Source organism: Streptococcus mitis, from assembly GCF_946190285.1.
Classification (GTDB): Bacteria; Bacillota; Bacilli; order Lactobacillales; family Streptococcaceae; genus Streptococcus; species Streptococcus mitis_CP.
This window is the reverse complement of sequence record NZ_CAMHZX010000006.1, coordinates 83,367-102,160: the sequence shown is the minus strand read 5'-3', so window position 1 is coordinate 102,160 and position 18,794 is coordinate 83,367. Positions and strand designations below refer to the sequence as shown.

At 38.7% G+C, this 18,794-nt stretch carries 16 protein-coding genes; 15 read left to right on the top strand and 1 reads right to left on the bottom strand.

The annotated features are described in order from the left end of the window. Positions 1-263 precede the first annotated feature (263 nt). On the top strand, positions 264-1,151 hold the full coding sequence (gene scrK, locus N8L39_RS08035; protein WP_000164311.1) for a fructokinase ScrK: 888 nt from the start codon (positions 264-266) through the stop codon (positions 1,149-1,151). A 42-nt stretch (positions 1,152-1,193) separates the two neighbouring features. Here the strand turns inward: scrK and N8L39_RS08030 are convergent, their stop codons facing one another. Continuing rightward, positions 1,194-1,811 (bottom strand): TVP38/TMEM64 family protein, encoded by a 618-nt coding sequence (locus N8L39_RS08030; RefSeq protein WP_000076163.1) that lies wholly within the window; start codon positions 1,809-1,811, stop codon positions 1,194-1,196. A 147-nt stretch (positions 1,812-1,958) separates the two neighbouring features. Between N8L39_RS08030 and N8L39_RS08025 the strand changes: the two genes are divergently transcribed. The 14 genes from N8L39_RS08025 (at position 1,959) to metF (ending at position 18,496) form a co-directional block, all read left to right on the top strand. Further along, on the top strand, positions 1,959-4,949 hold the full coding sequence (locus N8L39_RS08025; protein ID WP_261010610.1) for a type I restriction endonuclease subunit R: 2,991 nt from the start codon (positions 1,959-1,961) through the stop codon (positions 4,947-4,949). Between the two features lie 387 nt (positions 4,950-5,336). Then, entirely contained in the window at positions 5,337-5,552 is a 216-nt protein-coding gene (locus N8L39_RS08020; RefSeq protein ID WP_261010611.1) for a hypothetical protein, read from the top strand. A 25-nt stretch (positions 5,553-5,577) separates the two neighbouring features. Then, positions 5,578-6,339 carry a DUF6261 family protein gene (locus N8L39_RS08015; RefSeq protein WP_261010612.1) on the top strand — a complete coding sequence of 254 codons (762 nt, stop codon included), beginning with the start codon at positions 5,578-5,580 and terminating at the stop codon, positions 6,337-6,339. Positions 6,340-6,477: 138 nt separating this feature from the next. Further along, positions 6,478-7,515: a hypothetical protein gene (locus tag N8L39_RS08010; RefSeq protein ID WP_261010613.1), complete on the top strand. Its 1,038-nt coding sequence runs from the start codon at positions 6,478-6,480 to the stop codon at positions 7,513-7,515. Next, entirely contained in the window at positions 7,493-8,707 is a 1,215-nt protein-coding gene (locus tag N8L39_RS08005) for an RNA-binding domain-containing protein (RefSeq protein ID WP_261010614.1), read from the top strand. The genes N8L39_RS08010 and N8L39_RS08005 overlap by 23 nt, the downstream gene beginning before the upstream one ends. Beyond that, entirely contained in the window at positions 8,691-9,854 is a 1,164-nt protein-coding gene (locus tag N8L39_RS08000; protein ID WP_261010615.1) for a restriction endonuclease subunit S, read from the top strand. Before N8L39_RS08005 ends, N8L39_RS08000 begins: the two co-directional genes overlap by 17 nt. A gap of 10 nt (positions 9,855-9,864) precedes the next feature. Beyond that, positions 9,865-11,745 carry a KAP family NTPase gene (locus tag N8L39_RS07995; protein ID WP_261010616.1) on the top strand — a complete coding sequence of 627 codons (1,881 nt, stop codon included), beginning with the start codon at positions 9,865-9,867 and terminating at the stop codon, positions 11,743-11,745. Positions 11,746-11,756: 11 nt separating this feature from the next. Further along, a complete protein-coding gene (locus tag N8L39_RS07990) occupies positions 11,757-13,358 on the top strand; it encodes a type I restriction-modification system subunit M (protein WP_261010617.1) in 1,602 nt (533 codons plus the stop codon). A gap of 103 nt (positions 13,359-13,461) precedes the next feature. Further along, a complete protein-coding gene (locus N8L39_RS07985; protein WP_261010618.1) occupies positions 13,462-13,866 on the top strand; it encodes a YbgA family protein in 405 nt (134 codons plus the stop codon). Continuing rightward, positions 13,850-14,215 carry a TIGR02328 family protein gene (locus tag N8L39_RS07980; protein WP_261010619.1) on the top strand — a complete coding sequence of 122 codons (366 nt, stop codon included), beginning with the start codon at positions 13,850-13,852 and terminating at the stop codon, positions 14,213-14,215. The genes N8L39_RS07985 and N8L39_RS07980 overlap by 17 nt, the downstream gene beginning before the upstream one ends. Before the next feature lie 155 nt (positions 14,216-14,370). Next, complete coding sequence (locus tag N8L39_RS07975; protein ID WP_000556942.1) at positions 14,371-14,736, top strand: type II toxin-antitoxin system RelE/ParE family toxin; 366 nt, start codon at positions 14,371-14,373, stop codon at positions 14,734-14,736. Then, positions 14,726-15,019, top strand: a complete 294-nt coding sequence (locus N8L39_RS07970) for a helix-turn-helix domain-containing protein (RefSeq protein ID WP_033686503.1) — start codon at positions 14,726-14,728, stop codon at positions 15,017-15,019. Before N8L39_RS07975 ends, N8L39_RS07970 begins: the two co-directional genes overlap by 11 nt. A 260-nt stretch (positions 15,020-15,279) precedes the next feature. Beyond that, positions 15,280-17,529 (top strand): 5-methyltetrahydropteroyltriglutamate--homocysteine S-methyltransferase, encoded by a 2,250-nt coding sequence (gene metE, locus N8L39_RS07965; RefSeq protein WP_084862958.1) that lies wholly within the window; start codon positions 15,280-15,282, stop codon positions 17,527-17,529. Between the two features lie 100 nt (positions 17,530-17,629). Next, the gene (gene metF, locus N8L39_RS07960; protein ID WP_261010620.1) at positions 17,630-18,496 is read left to right on the top strand and encodes a methylenetetrahydrofolate reductase [NAD(P)H]; all 867 of its coding nucleotides are present in this window, start codon (positions 17,630-17,632) and stop codon (positions 18,494-18,496) included. The last annotated feature ends 298 nt before the right edge of the window (positions 18,497-18,794 follow it).

Below are 18,794 nucleotides of genomic sequence, written 5' to 3'. Positions count from 1 at the left end.
CTTGCCGTAGATATATGTAACTGACTTTGTCAGTCTTATCTACAACCTCAAAGCATTGCTTTGAGCAACCTTCGGCTAGCTTCCTAGTTTGCTCTTTGATTTTCATTGAGTACAATATTCCCTCTCAAAATGAAAACGAACAAATGACATGTTTGTTCGTTTTTGCTTGAATGGTAAGATTTACAGAGGAAAATCTAAAAAATAGAGAAATTTAGCCTTTCGAAATATGCTATAATAAAGAAAATAAAAACAAGAGGTTTATCATGACAAAATTATATGGAAGCTTGGAAGCGGGCGGTACAAAGTTTGTCTGTGCTGTCGGTGATGAAAACTTTAACGTTGTAGAAAAAACACAATTTCCAACAACAACTCCAATCGAAACAATCGATAAAACCATCGAGTTCTTCTCGAAATTCGATAACCTTGCTGGTCTTGCAGTTGGTTCATTTGGTCCGATTGATATTGATAAAAACTCAAAAACTTATGGCTTTATCACAACGACTCCAAAACCAAACTGGGCAAATGTGGACTTGCTTGGTGCCCTTCGTCGCGCCCTAAACGTGCCAATGTACTTCACTACAGACGTAAACAGCTCTGCTTATGGTGAAGTGGTTGCCCGTAATAATGCTGGTGGCCGTATCGAAAACTTGGTTTACTACACAATCGGTACAGGTATCGGTGCAGGTGTCATCCAACGTGGTGAGTTTATCGGTGGTGTGGGTCACCCTGAAATGGGTCACTACTATGTTGCTAGACACCCAATGGACATTGAAAAAGAGTTTAAGGGTGTTTGTCCTTTCCATAAGGGATGTCTAGAAGGCTATGCAGCTGGTCCAAGTTTGGAAGCTCGTACAGGTGTTCGTGGGGAAAACATTGAACTCAACAACCCTGTTTGGGATGTTCAAGCCTACTATATCGCTCAAGCTGCGGTTAATGCGACAGTGACTTTCCGCCCAGACGTGATTGTCTTTGGTGGAGGGGTCATGGCTCAACAACACATGCTGGACCGTGTCCGTGAGAAATTTACATCTCTTCTTAATGGCTACCTACCAGTACCTGATGTGCGTGAATACATCGTGACACCAGCAGTCGCAGGAAATGGTTCTGCTACTCTTGGGAACTTTGTACTTGCAAAAGAAGTTTCAAAATAAAGCACAAAATCCGCTTGGGAAACCAAACGGATTTTTTATGTGTCAAAGCATTTGCCAGAAGAAGTCAATAATATAGGTTAGACCGTAGGTATAAACCACGAGGGTAAAGGGCTTGGTCAGAATGATGATAGTCATATAGCGCTTGAAACTCATCTTGGTCAGGGCAGCCAGCATACAGAGAAAGTCAGCTGGACTAATGGGCCAAATCATCATAAAGATAAAGAAACGGTCAAAACGATTACCCTTATCCAACCAACCGATATACTTGTCATAGGTGCGTTTGCTGACGACAGACTGGACAAAGGCAGCCCCATAGAGGCGCACCAGATAAAAGATAATGGCACAGCCAATCACGATGCCGATATAGTTGTAGATCGTACCGATGATGTGCCCGTAAATAAAGACCCCTGCCACCGAGGTCAAGGCCCCAGGAATGATAGGGACGACCGTTTGTAAAATCTGTAAAAAGATAAAGAGAGGTGGCCCCCAGATGCCTGCCTGCTGGATAAAGGCAGAGAGGGTTTCCTTAGACTGTAAAATCCCAGCCTGATAAGCCCAAATACAGAAAATCAAACTCCCAACCCCACCGACAATCGATGAGATGTTGATAATTTGCTGTAAAAGTGGAGAAACAGCTTTCATTTGTTTATCCTGTGACATGTGAACTCCTCATAGATAGTATAACTCTACTATACCATATTTTGGAGGAGAAAGGGGGAATGAGTCTTTTTACAATGGAAAGAGTGATGGAATTTGAGGCTAAACATGCTATAATAAAGGGAGCAGACATGTAGCAAAGGAGAGAGTATGATGCAGGTAAAACCAGAACTGGAGATAGAAAAACAACTGATCAACCAACTGGTAACTGGGGAAAGTCAATGGACATACAGAGAAGACCTCAAAACAGAAGAGCAATTATGGGAAAACTTTTTTGAAAAGCTAGCCCAGAACAATGTGGCGCTATTGGCAGATCATCCCCTGACAGAACAGGAAAAACGCCAGATAAAGAATCAACTGAACTTTGTTAGCTACTATGATGCGGCCAAGTGGTTGGTCGGCGAAAATGGCATTGCCAAGGTTGAGGTTCAGAGAGAAGATGCTAGTTTGGGGACTATCCGTTTATCTGTTATTTGGCGAGACAATATCGCAGCTGGTAAGTCTAGTTATGAGGTTGTCAACCAAGTCGAGAGAGATAAGATAAATCCTCAGGATCAAGACCGCAGGCTAGATGTGACCCTCTTGATCAATGGGCTTCCCATGATTCAGATTGAGCTTAAAAGTCCCCGAGTTGCTTTTCTAGATGCCTTTCATCAAATCAAAAAGTATGATAGAGAAGGCAAGTTCCGTGGCATTTACTCTAGCTTACAGATGTTTGTTGTGACCAATAAAGTAGACACACGCTATATCGCTGCCGCTAGGGAAAATAAACTCAACAAGCAATTTCTAACCAAGTGGGTGGATAAGGACAACCAACCCATAACGAGCTTGACCAGCTTTGCCCACGAAGTACTTTCCATCCCTCGTGCTCATCAGATGGTCATGCAATACTCGGTCCTTGATGATAGCAAGAAGGCTCTTATCCTCTTGCGTCCCTACCAGATCCATGCCATCGAAGCAGTGCAAGAAGCCTCTCGCCAGCAAGCATCAGGCTATGTCTGGCATACGACAGGTTCAGGGAAGACCCTGACCTCCTATAAGGTAGCTCGGAATCTCCTCCAGATTCCATCTATCCAAAAGACGATTTTTGTCGTTGACCGCAGGGACTTGGACCAACAGACCACTTCGTCATTTCTCTCTTATGCGACCAATGATGTCATTGATATTGATGAGACGGATAATACCCATGATTTGGTTAAGCGACTAGGAAGCAATGATAAGCGTGTGGTGGTAACGACCATCCAGAAAATCACCACCATGATGCGTAAGTTTGAACAAGGTCTTTACCAAAGAGATGCGGACAAAATCAAGGGACTCCGAGTGGCCTTTGTTGTGGATGAATGCCACCGTGCTGTAACACCTCAAACACAAAAAGACATTAAGGCCTTTTTCCCTCAGTCCCTCTGGTATGGTTTTACAGGCACACCTATCTTTAAGGAAAATAAACGCCAGCAGGTCGGAGACCTAGCTCAAACCACTCAGCAACAGTACGGAGACCGTCTCCATGAGTATACAGTCAAGGAAGCCATCCATGATGGAGCTGTCTTAGGTTTTAAGGTAGATTATCGCAATACCCTCATCACGGATAAATCTGAAAATGACATACCAGATACAGTCTATGAGAATGAGGAGCATATGCTGGAAGTCTTGGATGCCATTATCAATAAATCCCGTCAACAGCTAGGATTCCAAAAAGGAGTTGGTAAGACCTACAATGCTATCCTGACCGTTAAATCAATCCCTCAAGCCCAAGCCTACTATGACCTACTAAAACGAGTCAAAGCTGGTCAGACACGTGTCAAGGTATCGGAAAGGGTCAAGAAGGTCCTTCCTGACTTTCCAAAGGCGACTATCACCTACTCGGTCACAGAAAACGAAGAAGACTCAAGAGCCAATCAAGACCACATGAAGCAAGTCTTAGAGGATTACAACCAAGAGTTTGATACCCACTTTACCATGGCGGATCTTCGTAGCTTTAATACGGATGTCAATAATCGTCTAGCTAGAAAACAGGACAAATACCTCTATCGCAATGAGCAGTTGGACTTAGTCATCGTGGTCAATCGTCTCTTAACAGGCTTTGATGCCCCTTGTCTATCAACTCTCTTTATCGACCGCAAACCCATGCAACCGCAGGACTTGATCCAGGCCTTTAGCCGAACCAACCGTATTTTTGATAGCAGTAAGACCTATGGTCATATCATCACCTTCCAAAAGCCTCTAGCCTTTAAGGAAGCAGTAGATAATGCCCTCAAGCTCTATTCAAATGGTGGTGAAAACGAGGTCCTAGCCCCAAGCTGGGAAGAGGAAAAGAGGAACTTTTTACGGAGTTGCAGTGATTTCCAAAATCTCATCACCGATGATTCTGAGGAAGGACTCCAAATCGAGCAAATCTCTACGCCTGAGTTGAGGAAACTAGCTAAAACCTATCAATCCTTTGATAAATACCTAGCCTCTATCCGAGTGTATAAAGAGTATGATGAGGAAGAGCTTTACAGTCAGACAGGACTTGATGGAGAAAAGTTGGAAAGGTATCTGGGTCTTTATCGCAATGTCCTTGCAGAATTAAAAAGCCGAGTAGAGGATGATGACGATGGAGAGCCACTTGATATCCACTATGAACTGGAGTCTATCCAAGTGGACGAAATTAACTATGCCTATATCTTGACCTTGATCCAAAGCCTGATTGAGCAAGGTCAAAGTCAAGAAAAGAACCTAAGCGCTCAAGATAGGGAAGCCGTGGATAACTATATTCAGAGCCTTGAGAAGACCAATCCCAATCTTGCCCAGATCATCACTGAACTGTGGAGAGAGGTACAAGAGCATCCAGAAAACTATCGTGGTCAGTCTATCGCAAATATTTTGGATCAGATGATAGAGGCTGTCATCCAGCAACATATCCAAGTATTTAGCAAGCGCTGGTATGTCGGCGAGGATGAACTCCGTTACTATGTCGAACATTACCGTAAGGGAGCTAAAAAACAATTAGGAGAAAGCCAGCTGACCAAGAGCCAGCGCTATCAGGACTATAAGCTAGAGGTGGCGGATGCCCTCAATCCTCTCCTCTATAAAAAACAAATCAAAGAAGCCTATACCCAACTAGTGGAGCAAGTCATTGAGCCATTAAGGGTTGGAAGATAGCTCTTCGAGACTTAGAATAGTTTCACTTCCTAAAGTTTACATGTATTCTAGGTTTAGAATAAGCGTAATTCCATAAATTTATAAGTAATCTACGTTTCGAATAGCTTATCTGAGAAAGTTTTGAGGTCTTCGAACTTTCGAATAGCCGTATTTCCTAAAGTTTAAATGTATTCTAAAGCTAGAAAAGGTAAAATCTAAAAATAGTAAGTGTCTCTATCTGATGGACGGTATGTGTTTCCAGTCAGATAGGGATTTTTTATTTTGAGAATATCTGATTTGTCCTGAAAAGTACATTTTAGATGGAAATAATGACAGTTGAGCGGATGGGGGTTAAAATGGTTTTGGAAACTGTTAGAATGGATGTATCAACTTAAAGGAGAAAAATTGATGAAGAAAGTTAGAGATGATGAGGAGAGTGTACTATGGTCACTTCCTGTATTTGGAATTGTATTGCTGGTCTTTGTATTGTTTCAAGTATTTGAAGTAAAGGACAGTTCGATGTTAAGAGAACATAGGAGAGTGGGTGTGGTAAAATCTGTTCCAAGAGAGCCTCATCTTTCAGATCTACTCCACTCTTTATTTGATAAAGAAGATAATAAATGATTTGTTAAATAGAAAGGATATCATCATGACAAAAACATACGCTATTCGCCCACTTAGTTACAGCAACTTTACCAACCGTGAGTTTGAAAGCCTAATGATGGATACACATCAAAGTTTGGCAACTTTTTCTAAGGCAAACAAGGACGAGGGCATGTATGCCAAACATTTGGAACCCTTCAAGACCAAGCTAGATGATTTTCAAGCTCAACTTGCAGTGGTGGAGACGAAAGAGTCTAGTAATCTGACAGAAGTTGATCGCAATCGTGATAGTGCCTTGGTCGGTCTCTTTACCCTTCATAGAGGATTTGCGAAGATTAAGGATGCCAAGCTCAAAGAAGCTCATGAAACTCTGAAACCAGTCTTTGCCAAGTACAAGGACATCACTAAGCACAGCAATGATGTAGAGACGGCAGAAATCAAGAGCCTGCTCAAAACGCTGAGTGAAACACCTTATCACGAGGCAGTTACCAGTCTAGGACTGACACCTATGCTGACGGCGGTGGTCAATGCTCAAGAGGAATATGACCAAGTGGAAAGTAATGCGCGTGCTTCTAAGTCTGCCAAGGAAGTCGGCAAGACCAGACAACTCCGTACCGAACTTTCAACCAGCTACGACCTCTTTATGCGCTATACCGCAGCTAGTGCAGAAGCCTACCCTGAAAAGGAACACCTGACTCAACTCCTCAAGGAACTCAATAGCATCCGAGATAGCAAGCGCCGTCTCATCACTAACAGCAAGAAAGATAAAAAGACCAAACCAGCAGAACCAGCCCAAGCAGCAGGATAAAGACAATCCCTTAGAAGCGGATTTCTAAGGGGGATTTTTGTGGTTTCGTGGTATAATTTTAGTAAGCAATTCTTTAGAGTTGTTACTGAAGTTAAATTATTTTTTAGTATATAAATTATTGTAATAAAGGTAAAGTTTATGTATAGTGAGGAAGAAAATAAAAAGGAATCAGAAAAAGTCTTTTCAGAACTAAAATCAGAGTTTCTGAATTTAGAAATAGCAAGAGATGAATTTCAAAAAATTAGTTCAGTTCTCACCGAGACTATAAAACCAATTGCTGATACGTATTCAAAAATATTATCACAAATAGTGATTCCAAAAATAGATTTGAGTCCAATGCTTTCAGTGATTGATAAGATAAGAGAGTCCTATTCCTACACGTTTAAATCATTAATTAATACTATTTCTTTGATTGATTTTGAAAAATATAAAAAAGATTTAGAGGAACTTGATAAAAGAAAAATAGCACAATTCTTGCACTTTGATATCTATCCTCCATTATTATTCATTGATGAAATGGGATCATATGAAATAGAAAATCAAAAAGAAGCTAATATTGTATTGATGGAATATCTATCATTATGGGAAGAAGAATATGGTAGGACAGTTTATGACTTCGTCCCTAAATCTCTTAAAACTTACAGAGAGATAGAACAATTACAAAATCTCGAACAGTTAAAAATGTATAAAACAATGGTCATGTTTTGTTGTGAAAGAATTGAAAATGTACTAGCTGAACTCCAACTACAAGAACAAGAGAAAAAGCAATCTGAAATTAAAATTTCGCATGATTCGGTTAGAAATTTTATGGATTCTTTAAATCATAACGATTACTTAAAAGAGGTAATTTCTCAAATTGCATATATTTCTGAATATCATGATGAAGGTTATAGACAGATAAATCTCTTTATAAAATTTAAATACCTAGAAGAAGACTATGATGAAGAGACACTTCCGTTAAATAGAAATCTATTTATGCATGGTTTAGTTGATGAAAAAATTGTGAATTATCTAATGGTTCAAAAAGCGATTCTAGCTTATTCTTTCTTTGTACAACTATATGTGTTAAAAACTAGAAATAGTAAAGATGCTAGAATAAAAGGTCTGAGAAGAAAAGGAATTTCTAGAATGTCAAAAAGCCAAAGGAGATTTTATGCTAACGAATCAAGAAATTGAAGATATTGTAAGAGAATTCTTTTATCAAGGAACAGAAGGGGAATATTGGGATTTTAAAGAAAAACCGTATTTCTATGAAGGTCAAAGTAAAGAAGAAAAAAATAAAAAGAAGAATGACCTTCTCCATGATATTATTTGTATGGCAAATAATTTAAGTAATCGTGATGCATACATTATCATGGGAATCCAAGATAAACCCGTTAAGATAACAGGAGTTAAGCAATTTTCGAATAAGTGGACACAAGAAAATTATCAAGATTTTTTACAAAATTTAACTTGGGCTGGAGATATGATTCCGGCAGTTGAATTTCGAACTATAAATGATGGGGATTTAGATGTTTTAATTATAAAAAAATCAAACAAGATTCCATTTTATATAACTAGAAAATATAGTAAAGTTAGAGAAAATCAAATTTATGTTCGAAAAGGTTCTAAGAATACTGCTATTGATAGTCAGGCAAATATAGATGATATTGAAAAACTTTTTAAGTTTAGATTGGGTATAATACCATTTCCGAAAGAGAGAGTTATCACATATCTTGATGATACAGAGAATTGGGTGAAGATGAAGAACTCTTATGAAAATATTTCATGGTACTATAATCCTTTTCCAGAATTTACGATTGATTTAACTGATGATCCACAAAACGATGAATTAAGAGCACCAGTTTATGCGCTTATTCATCTTAATGCAAGAAGTTCGTGGCAAATTTTACGTCTAAGATATCATCAAACAATCTTATTAGAGTTTACCTCCCATTATATTGATGAGTATAGAGGTTTGTCTGTTCAACCACAGTTTAATTTTTTAAAAATTTCCAACGGATTTGAAGATATAAAATTAAATTCTACTTATTACTACTATTTGCATGATTCTATCGAGATTAAGCTAATGTATTTGTTGAAGGAACTACTTAATCAGGATGGCGATGCATGGAGACGACATTTAAGCTTAATTCCTGTATTTTATAGCGATGATGAAAGAAAAGCTATTGAAGTATATATTGAAGAAAATAGAACTGATATTCTTTTAAAAATAAAAAAAGAAAGTGAGAAGGTTTGTTTGGGTTACAACTATGAAGGAGATGAGCAACATAGTAAATGGGATAAAGAAGAAATAGCAGTAACCAAAGTTGTTAAAAATATTTTAGATGAGTATAGGAAAAATAAGATATATGAAAAAACAAAGTAATACTCCAAAAATAAGGTTTCAAAATTATGAAGATAAATGGGATATAGAAAAATTAATAAATATTTTCGGTACTATAAGAAATGCTTTTGTCGGAACTGCAACTCCTTATTATGTTGAGGAAGGCAAGTTTTATTTAGAATCTAATAATGTCAAAAATGGCAAAATTAATTATAATTCTCAGATTTTCATAAATGATGAATTTTATGAAAAACAAAGAGATAAGTGGTTGAAAACAAATGATATTGTAATGGTGCAATCTGGACATGTAGGTCACACAGCTGTTATTCCAGAAGAATTAAATAATACTGCTGCTCACGCTCTGATAGTTTTTACTGATTATAAAAAAGAAGTAAATCCGCATTTCTTAAATTATCAATTTCAATCTAACGGTAAGAGAAAAGATCTTGCTTTAATTTCTACTGGTAATACTATTAAGCATATTTTAGCTTCAGAGATGAAAAACTTTAAGATGGATTTCCCTACATTTGAAGAACAATCCGCCATTGGCTCTCTTTTCCGCACACTTGACGACCTCCTGTCTAGCTACAAGGACAATCTAGCCAACTATCAATCTCTCAAGGCGACCATGCTCTCCAAGATGTTTCCAAAAGTTGGACAGACAGTACCTGAGATTCGTTTAGATGGATTTGAAGAGGACTGGGAAAGGAAGAGTTTATCAGAGGTTTGTACTATTAATTCTGGTAGAGACTATAAACATTTAAAGAATGGAGACATTCCTGTATATGGCACTGGTGGTTACATGCTTTCTGTAAATGAAAAATTAACTGATGAGGATGCTATAGGTATTGGAAGAAAAGGAACTATAGATAAACCATATTTATTATCAGCACCTTTTTGGACAGTAGATACTTTATTTTATGTTATATGTAAGGTAGGATATGACTTGAATTATCTTTTCTTAATTTTTCAAAAAATTCGTTGGAAGAAATTTGATGAATCTACAGGTGTTCCAAGTTTGTCTAAAAAAACTATTGAAAAAGTGGTTTCAAAATTTCCATCTTATGAGGAACAACAAGCCATCGGTGCCTATTTCTCAAACCTCGATAACCTCATCAACTCTTACCAAGAAAAAATTTCTCAGCTAGAAACACTAAAAAAGAAACTTTTGCAGGATATGTTTATTTAGGTAAATCAAAATGGAAAAGAATTATATAAAACTAGAGAAAATCGATACCTCAACAGCAGCAAAAAATTTTGCTGAACTACTGCAAGAAGATAAAACATATTTTCTTAATGGAAACTGGGGCTCAGGGAAATCAACATTTTTACAGGATGTAAATAAGAATAAAAAGATAAAACTAATTACTATGGATTTTTGGAGATTAACAGATAATCGTTCAATGATTGAAGTAACATTTTCAAAACTCCACCCATTTTTTTACTTAGTTTTGATGAGGTTAAGTATTGTTGCCCTAGTAATGGTTTCTATTTTAATGACTAATATTGTGGATTTAGGATTGGGTGAGTATTTTGGTTCTGAGAAATCAGTGATTCTGAAAATTGGAGGATTGGTATCTTTAGGAGTTGCAGTTTGGAATGTTTTTAAATATAAATCTGATGAGTTGTATAGCTTCTTATTAACTAGACTACATAAATTTTCTAAGATTTTAGTTATTGATGATTTTGATAGAATGCTGGAAAAGCAACAAGAAGACTGTTATAAACTTTTTAGTTTGATAAATGGAAAGCTACCTATTATTTTTGTTGGTGATATGACACTACTTTATAAGAGAGAGGATAACTATCTATCAAAGATAATTGATAGGCAAGTTGAATTACCTTTTGTACTACATTCTTCAAACATTTGGGATAGTTATTTTCATTTATTAGAAAAAAAGTTTGGCGTTTATTTATCAGAGAATTTTAAAAAAAGAGTTAAAAGTGACCAGAGAAATTTACGTGATAGGGAACATTTTAATGATTATGTAAATAAAGAATTTTTTACAAGAAGGAAATTTGGTCGTGTTCAAGTCGAACAACAGTTATTAATTATATATGCTTACTTGTTTTATCCAGAACTCTATAAGAAAATACTCAACAATAAACAAATAGTTATAGAAGAGAATGAGAAAACAAAGTTAGAAGATTTCCTCCGTAAAGGCTACACAATAAAAGAGCTGTTATCTGAAATCCAAAAAGTTGATAATGAGCAATATCCACTAAGTTTTAATAAGAATAGTATGGAATATTTTCTTTATGAAGTGCCTATGAATCGTACAAAAGATGAATTAGATACTTTATTCATGGAACAGTCAGATAAATTTATACAAGAGTTATTAAATTCGGATCAAAAGACTGATTTTTATCAATATTTGAATAATCAATTTGCAGATTTTTCTGATATTCAGAAAAAAAGTTTACTAAATATTGTTATTAATGAATCGATGAAGTTTAAAAATAGTCCCTCTATGACTCTTATTGTCCAAGAAAAGTATAATGAGATAGTGCCTCCATATGAAAGAAATTATCCCCTAACAAAAGATGTGATTTCTAAAATTGTTGAAATGTGGGAAAATATTTTAAAACCTGCAGGATTAGATCAATCTGAGATTATATATTTTTTAGAAAAGCATAGAGTATTGAGCTTCCATGATTTAGGGTGCCATTTTCATGATTTAGATATTGGTTGTCAAACTTTTACAAAGTATCGTAGAAAAGATTTTCTTCTGTTGACTTATTTGACTTCAGTGGAAAAATTTAGTAGATTCGATAGTTGGGATAGCAGTATATGGAATTTTATAAATCATTTCAACGATGTAGAGTTTCTATCATTCTGGATATTTCAGTCTATTTTATCGAATGAATATGGCTTTGATGGATTTGATATCATTCCTGAAAATAAGAAATATATTCTTTGGACAGGAAGATATATGTTTGCTCCACCATACGACTATGTAGATTATGAAAAGACAGTAATTTTAAATATTCGGGAAAAACTAAATCAAATGGAGTCAAATGGATTCGTATTTGAAGCCAAAATTGATGAACTAAAGAAACCATTATCAATAAAAACTTAGAAAGAAACATTATGGAAACAACACAAACTTCCCAGTCGCTATACCAAGCCCTGTGGAACTCAGCGGATGTTCTCCGCTCTAAGATGGATGCCAATGACTACAAGTCCTATCTTTTGGGTATGGTCTTTTATAAGTACTTGTCAGATAAGATGCTCTTTTTCGTGGCGGAGACTATGGAGGAGGGGAGTGAGAGTCTAGAGGCTGCCCTTGAGGTCTATTGTAACTACTTTGAGGATGCGGATACCCACGAGGATCTTCTTGCAGTCATGAAGGACGAACTCAACTATAGTATCAAGCCTGAGTTGACCTTTACGGCTCTTGTAGCACGTGTTAATGAGGGGACTTTCCAGTTGGAAGACTTGGCTCAGGGTTTTCGTGATATCGAGCAGAGTGACGAACTTTATGAAAACCTCTTTGAAGATATTGACCTCTATTCCAAAAAGCTAGGGGCGACTCCGCAAAAGCAAAACCAAACGGTGGCGGCGGTCATGAAAGAGTTGGCTGTGCTAGATGTGGCTGGTCATGCTGGTGATATGCTGGGAGATGCTTATGAGTATCTGATTGGTCAGTTTGCGACTGACTCGGGTAAGAAGGCTGGTGAGTTCTATACACCTCAGCCTGTTGCCAAACTCATGACTCAGATTGCCTTTTTGGGTCGTGAGGATCAGCTAGGCTTTACCATCTATGATGCGACTATGGGGTCTGGCTCTCTCTTGCTCAATGCCAAGAAATACTCTCATAAACCGCAGACGGTGGTCTACTTTGGTCAGGAGCTCAATACCTCAACCTATAATTTGGCTCGGATGAACATGATTCTACACGGTGTTCCTGTTGAAAATCAATTTCTCCACAATGCCGATACACTAGATGAAGACTGGCCGACTCAAGAACCGACTAACTTTGATGGTGTTCTCATGAACCCGCCCTACTCTGCCAAGTGGTCAGCAAGCTCTGGCTTTATGGCGGATCCTCGTTTCTCTCCATTTGGGAAACTGGCACCCCAGTCCAAGGCTGACTTTGCCTTTCTTTTGCATGGTTACTACCATCTCAAGCAGGATAACGGGGTTATGGCTATCGTCCTTCCTCACGGGGTTCTTTTCCGTGGCAATGCGGAAGGAACCATTCGTAAGGCCTTGTTAGAAGAAGGAGCCATTGACACGGTTATCGGTCTACCTGCTAATATCTTCTTTAATACCAGCATTCCGACCACGGTCATCATTCTCAAAAAGAACCGTACCAATCGTGATGTCTACTTTATCGATGCTTCTAAGGAGTTTGATAAGGGGAAAAACCAGAATATCATGACGGATGCGCATATCGAGAAGATTCTGGAAGCCTACAAGTCACGTGAGGAGATTGACAAGTTTGCCCATCTGGCAAGTTATGAAGAAATCGTTGAAAATGACTACAACCTCAATATCCCTCGCTATGTAGATACCTTTGAGGAAGAAGAAGTCGAGCCACTGACAGATATAGTCAGTAAGATCAACACGACAAATCAAGCAATCCAAAACCAAACCGCTTCCCTACTCGAAATGCTCGGTCAACTACACGGAACCACACCAGAAGCCGATGCTGAGCTTAAAGAGTTTTTGAAGGATTTTAAATGGTGATGGGCGTAATCAATTCGCTCATATTCCGCTCATAATTCGCTCATTTTTAAGATATAACTTTGTTTCCATATTTCCGGGGAACTAGTAGAAAGCAAGGAGAAATATGGAAAATAACAACCAACGTGCCCTTTGCCAACAACTCTGGGCTAGAAACAAATACCTCGTGTTGAGTCATTCTAGCAATATATACAATGAGATTCGCCAATACTTGAAGAATGAAGAGGTGAAGGTAAGTTATGTTCAAGAACTGATCGACCGTGCCTGCCAGATTCCAGAACACAGGGGTCAGGTTTGCAATGCCTTTCAGCATATTTGGGGCTATTTCAAAAAGAAAGCAACGGAAACTGAACGCAAGGATTATATGTTTTTACTGGAGCGTTATCACTCTGGTCATGCCACCAAAGAAGACTTAATCGCTAAGACTCGAGACTTGCTTGAACTTTACCCAAATACCTATTTGCAACATTCGACTTTACTGAAAGGAGATTGTCATGAGACTTTGGCATGAGGCTTTGATTTCACAACTTCCCCGTCCTCAACTTTTGGGGCAGCATCGAGAGTGCTGTGCTCTCCGTGGCAATGGTTGGGGCAGAAAGCATGAAACGGTGGACTATGTCTTTACCCACTCGCCCTATCGTCTCTATGCCTATCATGACTTGATCATGAAGGAGATGGCTAACCGAGGCTATAAGGTCAGTCCAGAGTGGCTGAACAAGAATTACCGAGGTAAGACCTGCCCTCCTTATCAAGACTTAGTAGAGGAAAAGCTGAAAAGTCCTATCTATAGTGAGCATGATGCTACCTACTATGAGGAGTGTCTGGCTAATCTCCGAGAGAAGGGGATAGAGCTGGAATAATAGTAAGGATTGCCTTCAATTTATAACTCTTCTCGTATTTTTTCGAATAATAAAGATGAGACCTTTGGAATTTTTCTAAGGTCTTCTTTTTATGAATGTTAGGATTTACTTTTAATAACTTTTGAGTTATAATTAAATTAGAAAGAGGTTGCTAGGTGCATACGATTTACTTCTATAAGGACAAAAATGGAAATGAGCCAGTCTTGGATTATATGAGAGAATTGGCCTGTCGTAAAAGTAAGGATAGCCGCATCAAACTCAATAAACTAAATGACTATATCGAGTTACTTAGTCAGCAAGGGACCAGAGCTGGGGAACCCTATATGAAACACTTGGAAGATGAGATATGGGAACTAAGACCTTTGAGAGATCGAATTTTATTTGTAGCATGGCTTGATGGTAGTTTTGTTCTTTTACATCATTTTGTCAAAAAGACTCAGAAAACTCCTAGAAGAGAAATTGAAAAAGCCAAGCGTGAACTGAAGGACTTAAAAGAAAGAGGGGTAAGTGATGAAGAATAGTGCTATTGGGAGTAACTGGAAGGATGTCAGGTCAGAACTCTTTACCAAGGAGGAAATACTTGAAAGTGATATGCGAGTGGCTATCATGAGTGAGTTGATTGAAGCCAGACATGAGCAAGGAATCAGCCAGAAAAAGCTAGAGGAACTCAGTGGAGTGAGCCAGCCTGTCATAGCTAGGATGGAAACAGGAAAGACAAGTCCTCAGTTGGATACAGTCTTGAAAGTTTTAGCCAGTTTAGGAAAGACACTAGCAGTCGTCCCACTTGAACAGGGGAAAAGTTGACTAGAATCAGTTATAGTCTTTTCTAATAACAAGCCATAGTCACTTATAAGAATTACTAATAACGTGTTTGACCAGTCTAACTGAAATATAGTTAAAAAACAAGCTACACAAAGGATTTGAGGCATTTGTATCAAGTCTTTTTCTTTTGTCTAAAACGGAGATATAGTTTCAAACTATATCAAAGCCTAATTTTTTACAATTATACAGATGATTTCTTTTCTGTTAAGATAGTTTCAACAACAAATTTTGGAGGACACATCATGTCAACTACAATCATCGGTTTCCCTCGTTTGGGCGAATTCCGCGAATTAAAATTTACAACTGAAAAATACTTTAGAAAAGAAATCTCAGAAGAAGAACTCTTGGCAGCCGCAAAAGACTTGCGTGCTAAACACTGGAATATCGTCAAAGAAAAAGGCATCACTGAAATTCCATCAAATGACTTTTCTCACTATGACAACTTCCTAGATGCAGCTTTCCTTTTCAACGTGGTACCTGCTTCAGTTCAAAACTTGGACTTGTCTGACCTTGAGCGCTACTTCGCTTTGGGTCGTGGTTACCAAGGAGAAAAAGGGGACGTTCGCGCCCTTCCAATGAAGAAATGGTTCAACACCAACTACCACTACATCGTTCCTAAGTTTGAAAAAGACACTCAAGTCAAACTTGCAGGTCACAAGATCTTCGATGAGTTCCAAGAAGCAAAAGAACTTGGATTGAACACTCGCCCAGTTCTTGTAGGTCCATTCACTTTCCTTCAATTGTCAGACTTTGAAGAAGGCGTGAAAGCAGAAGACTTCGTAGATAGCTTAGTGGCTGCTTACCAAGACGTTTTTGCTAAATTGGCTGAACTTGGTGCGACTCGTATCCAACTCGACGAAGCTGCTCTTGTAAAAGATTTGACATCTGAAGAAAAAGCTCTCTTCTTGAACCTCTACAATAAACTTTTGGCTGACAAAAAAGGTCTTGAAGTCTTGCTTCAAACTTACTTCGGAGACGTTCGTGACGTTTACGCTGACCTTGTAAACTTGCCAGTAGATGCTATCGGTCTTGACTTCGTTGAAGGTAAGAAAACTCTTGAATTGGTTAAAGGTGGTTTCCCAGCTGACAAGACTCTTTATGCAGGTATTGTCAATGGTAAAAACATCTGGCGCAACAACTACGAAAAGAGCTTGGCCGTTCTTGAGCAAATTCCAGCTGAAAACATTGTATTGACAAGCTCATGCTCACTTCTTCATGTGCCATTTACAACTGCTAATGAAGAATTTGAACCAGCAATCTTGAACCACTTTGCCTTTGCAGTTGAAAAATTGGATGAGATTCGTGATTTGGATGCTATCCGCAATGGTCAAGGTGAAGAAGCACTTGCAGCCAACAAAGAACTCTTTGCGACTGAGCGTGTTGGTGAAAATGCTGAACTTCGTGCGCGTATCGCTGGTTTGACTGATGCAGACTACACTCGTTTGCCAGCATTTGCTGAACGTGAAGCTATCCAAGAAGAAGCTTTCAAACTTCCAGCTCTTCCAACAACAACTATCGGTTCATTCCCTCAAACAAAAGAAGTTCGTGCTAAACGTTTGGCTTACCGTAAAGGTGAATTGTCTCAAGAAGAGTACGATGCTTTCCTTGCTGAAACAATTGACGAATGGATCAAATGGCAAGAAGATATCGACTTTGATGTCCTTGTTCACGGTGAATTTGAGCGTAATGACATGGTTGAGTACTTCGGTCAAAACTTGTCAGGTTACCTCTTCTCTAAAAATGGTTGGGTACAGTCATACGGTATGCGTGGGGTTAAACCACCAATCATCTGGGGTGATGTTACTCGTCTTAACCCAATCACTGTTAAATGGTCTAGCTATGCACAAAGCCGTACAAACAAACCTGTTAAAGGTATGTTGACTGGACCTGTTACCATCCTCAACTGGTCATTCCCACGTGAAGATATCTCTATCAAGGATTCTACTCTTCAAATCGCCCTTGCTATCAAGGATGAAGTACTTGACCTTGAAGCTGCTGGTGTGAAAATCATCCAAATCGACGAGGCTGCTCTTCGTGAAAAATTGCCACTCCGTCGTAGCGACTGGTACGAAGACTACCTTGACTGGGCAATTCCTGCCTTCCGCTTGGTACACTCAACAGTAGCGCCAGATACTCAAATCCACACTCACATGTGTTACTCAGAATTTACAGATATCATCCCAGCTATCGACAACATGGATGCAGATGTTATTTCCTTTGAAGCTAGCCGTTCAAATCTTGAAATCTTGGACGAACTCAAAGCGAAAAACTTCCAAACAGAAGTGGGACCTGGGGTTTACGATATCCACTCACCTCGTGTGCCAAATGAAGGCGAAATCGACAATACAATCGAAGCCATCCTTGCTAAAGTGCCAAGCAAGAAAGTTTGGATCAACCCTGACTGTGGTTTGAAAACACGTGGTATTCCAGAAACAAAAGAAAGCTTGATCCGCCTTGTGGAAGCAGCGAAAGCTGCGCGTGAGAAATTGTAAGATAAGGATTTCTCAAGAAGCGCTGTTTGGCCAATCTACCTGTTTCACTTGGATTCCAGAGTCCAGCTAACAAAAAATCAACTAGAAAAGGATAAAGACTATGTCACGCCAAACACCGTCACTCTCATTTGAAGTGTTCCCTCCCAACTCAGCCGTGGGTAATGATAACATTATTTCTGCTCTTCAAGATATGCAGGAGTTGGCTCCCCACTTTATCAGTGTGACTGCCAGCAATAATAAATTTAATATCAAGGAAACGACGGTCCGTTTGGCCGACTTTATCCAAAATGATTTGGCGATTCCGACTATTGCTCACTTGCCAGCCATCTATTTGACTAAGGACAAGGTGGCTGAAACCATTGCTGACTTGGACAAGGTTGGAGTGCAGAAAATTTTGGCTCTTCGTGGGGATATTATTCCTGATGTGGAACCACAAAAGGATTTCCGCTACGCAACCGACTTGATTGAGTTCATCAAGGAACAAGCCCCTCACTTTGATATTGTTGGAGCTTGTTATCCAGAAGGACACCCAGATTCACCAAATCAGATTTCAGATATTCAAAATCTTAAGAAGAAAGTGGATGCGGGTTGTTCGAGTCTTGTAACTCAGCTTTTCTTTGACAATGAGAGTTTCTATGATTTCCAAGACAAGTGTATCTTGGCTGGGATTGATGTTCCCATTCATGCAGGGATTATGCCAATTCTGAATCGAAATCAGGCTCTCCGTCTCTTGAAGACTTGTGAAAATATCCATCTTCCACGCAAATTTAAAGCCATCTTAGACAAGTATGAGCATGACCCTGAGTCGCTCAGAGCAGCAGGACTTGCCTATGCAGTGGACCAAATCGTAGACTTGGTAACTCAGGATGTTGCCGGTGTGCATCTCTACACTATGAACAATGCTGAAACAGCAAAATACATCCACCAAGCGACCCATGCCTTGTTTAATCACCAGTCTCTAGGATAATAAAAAGCAAACCATTCTTCTCAGGTGAGGGGAATGGTTCCTTTTTAATGGTAAAGACCGCACTTTTTAAGAAAAATATGATAAAATAGACTCTGTACGTACTTGATACAAAGATGAGGGTATTAAAAAAATAATGCATTTAAACTGAGAGTCTTAGATGTTTTAGCATCAAACCTTTCTAATGATTTGTATCTTGAGTAATTGAACCCGGCCGAAAAGCTGTGTAAAAAAGATAAACTGTCTTGTCTTCATCGAAGACTTCGTCAGTTTCCTATTTTTACTTTGCTTTTGACGTCCT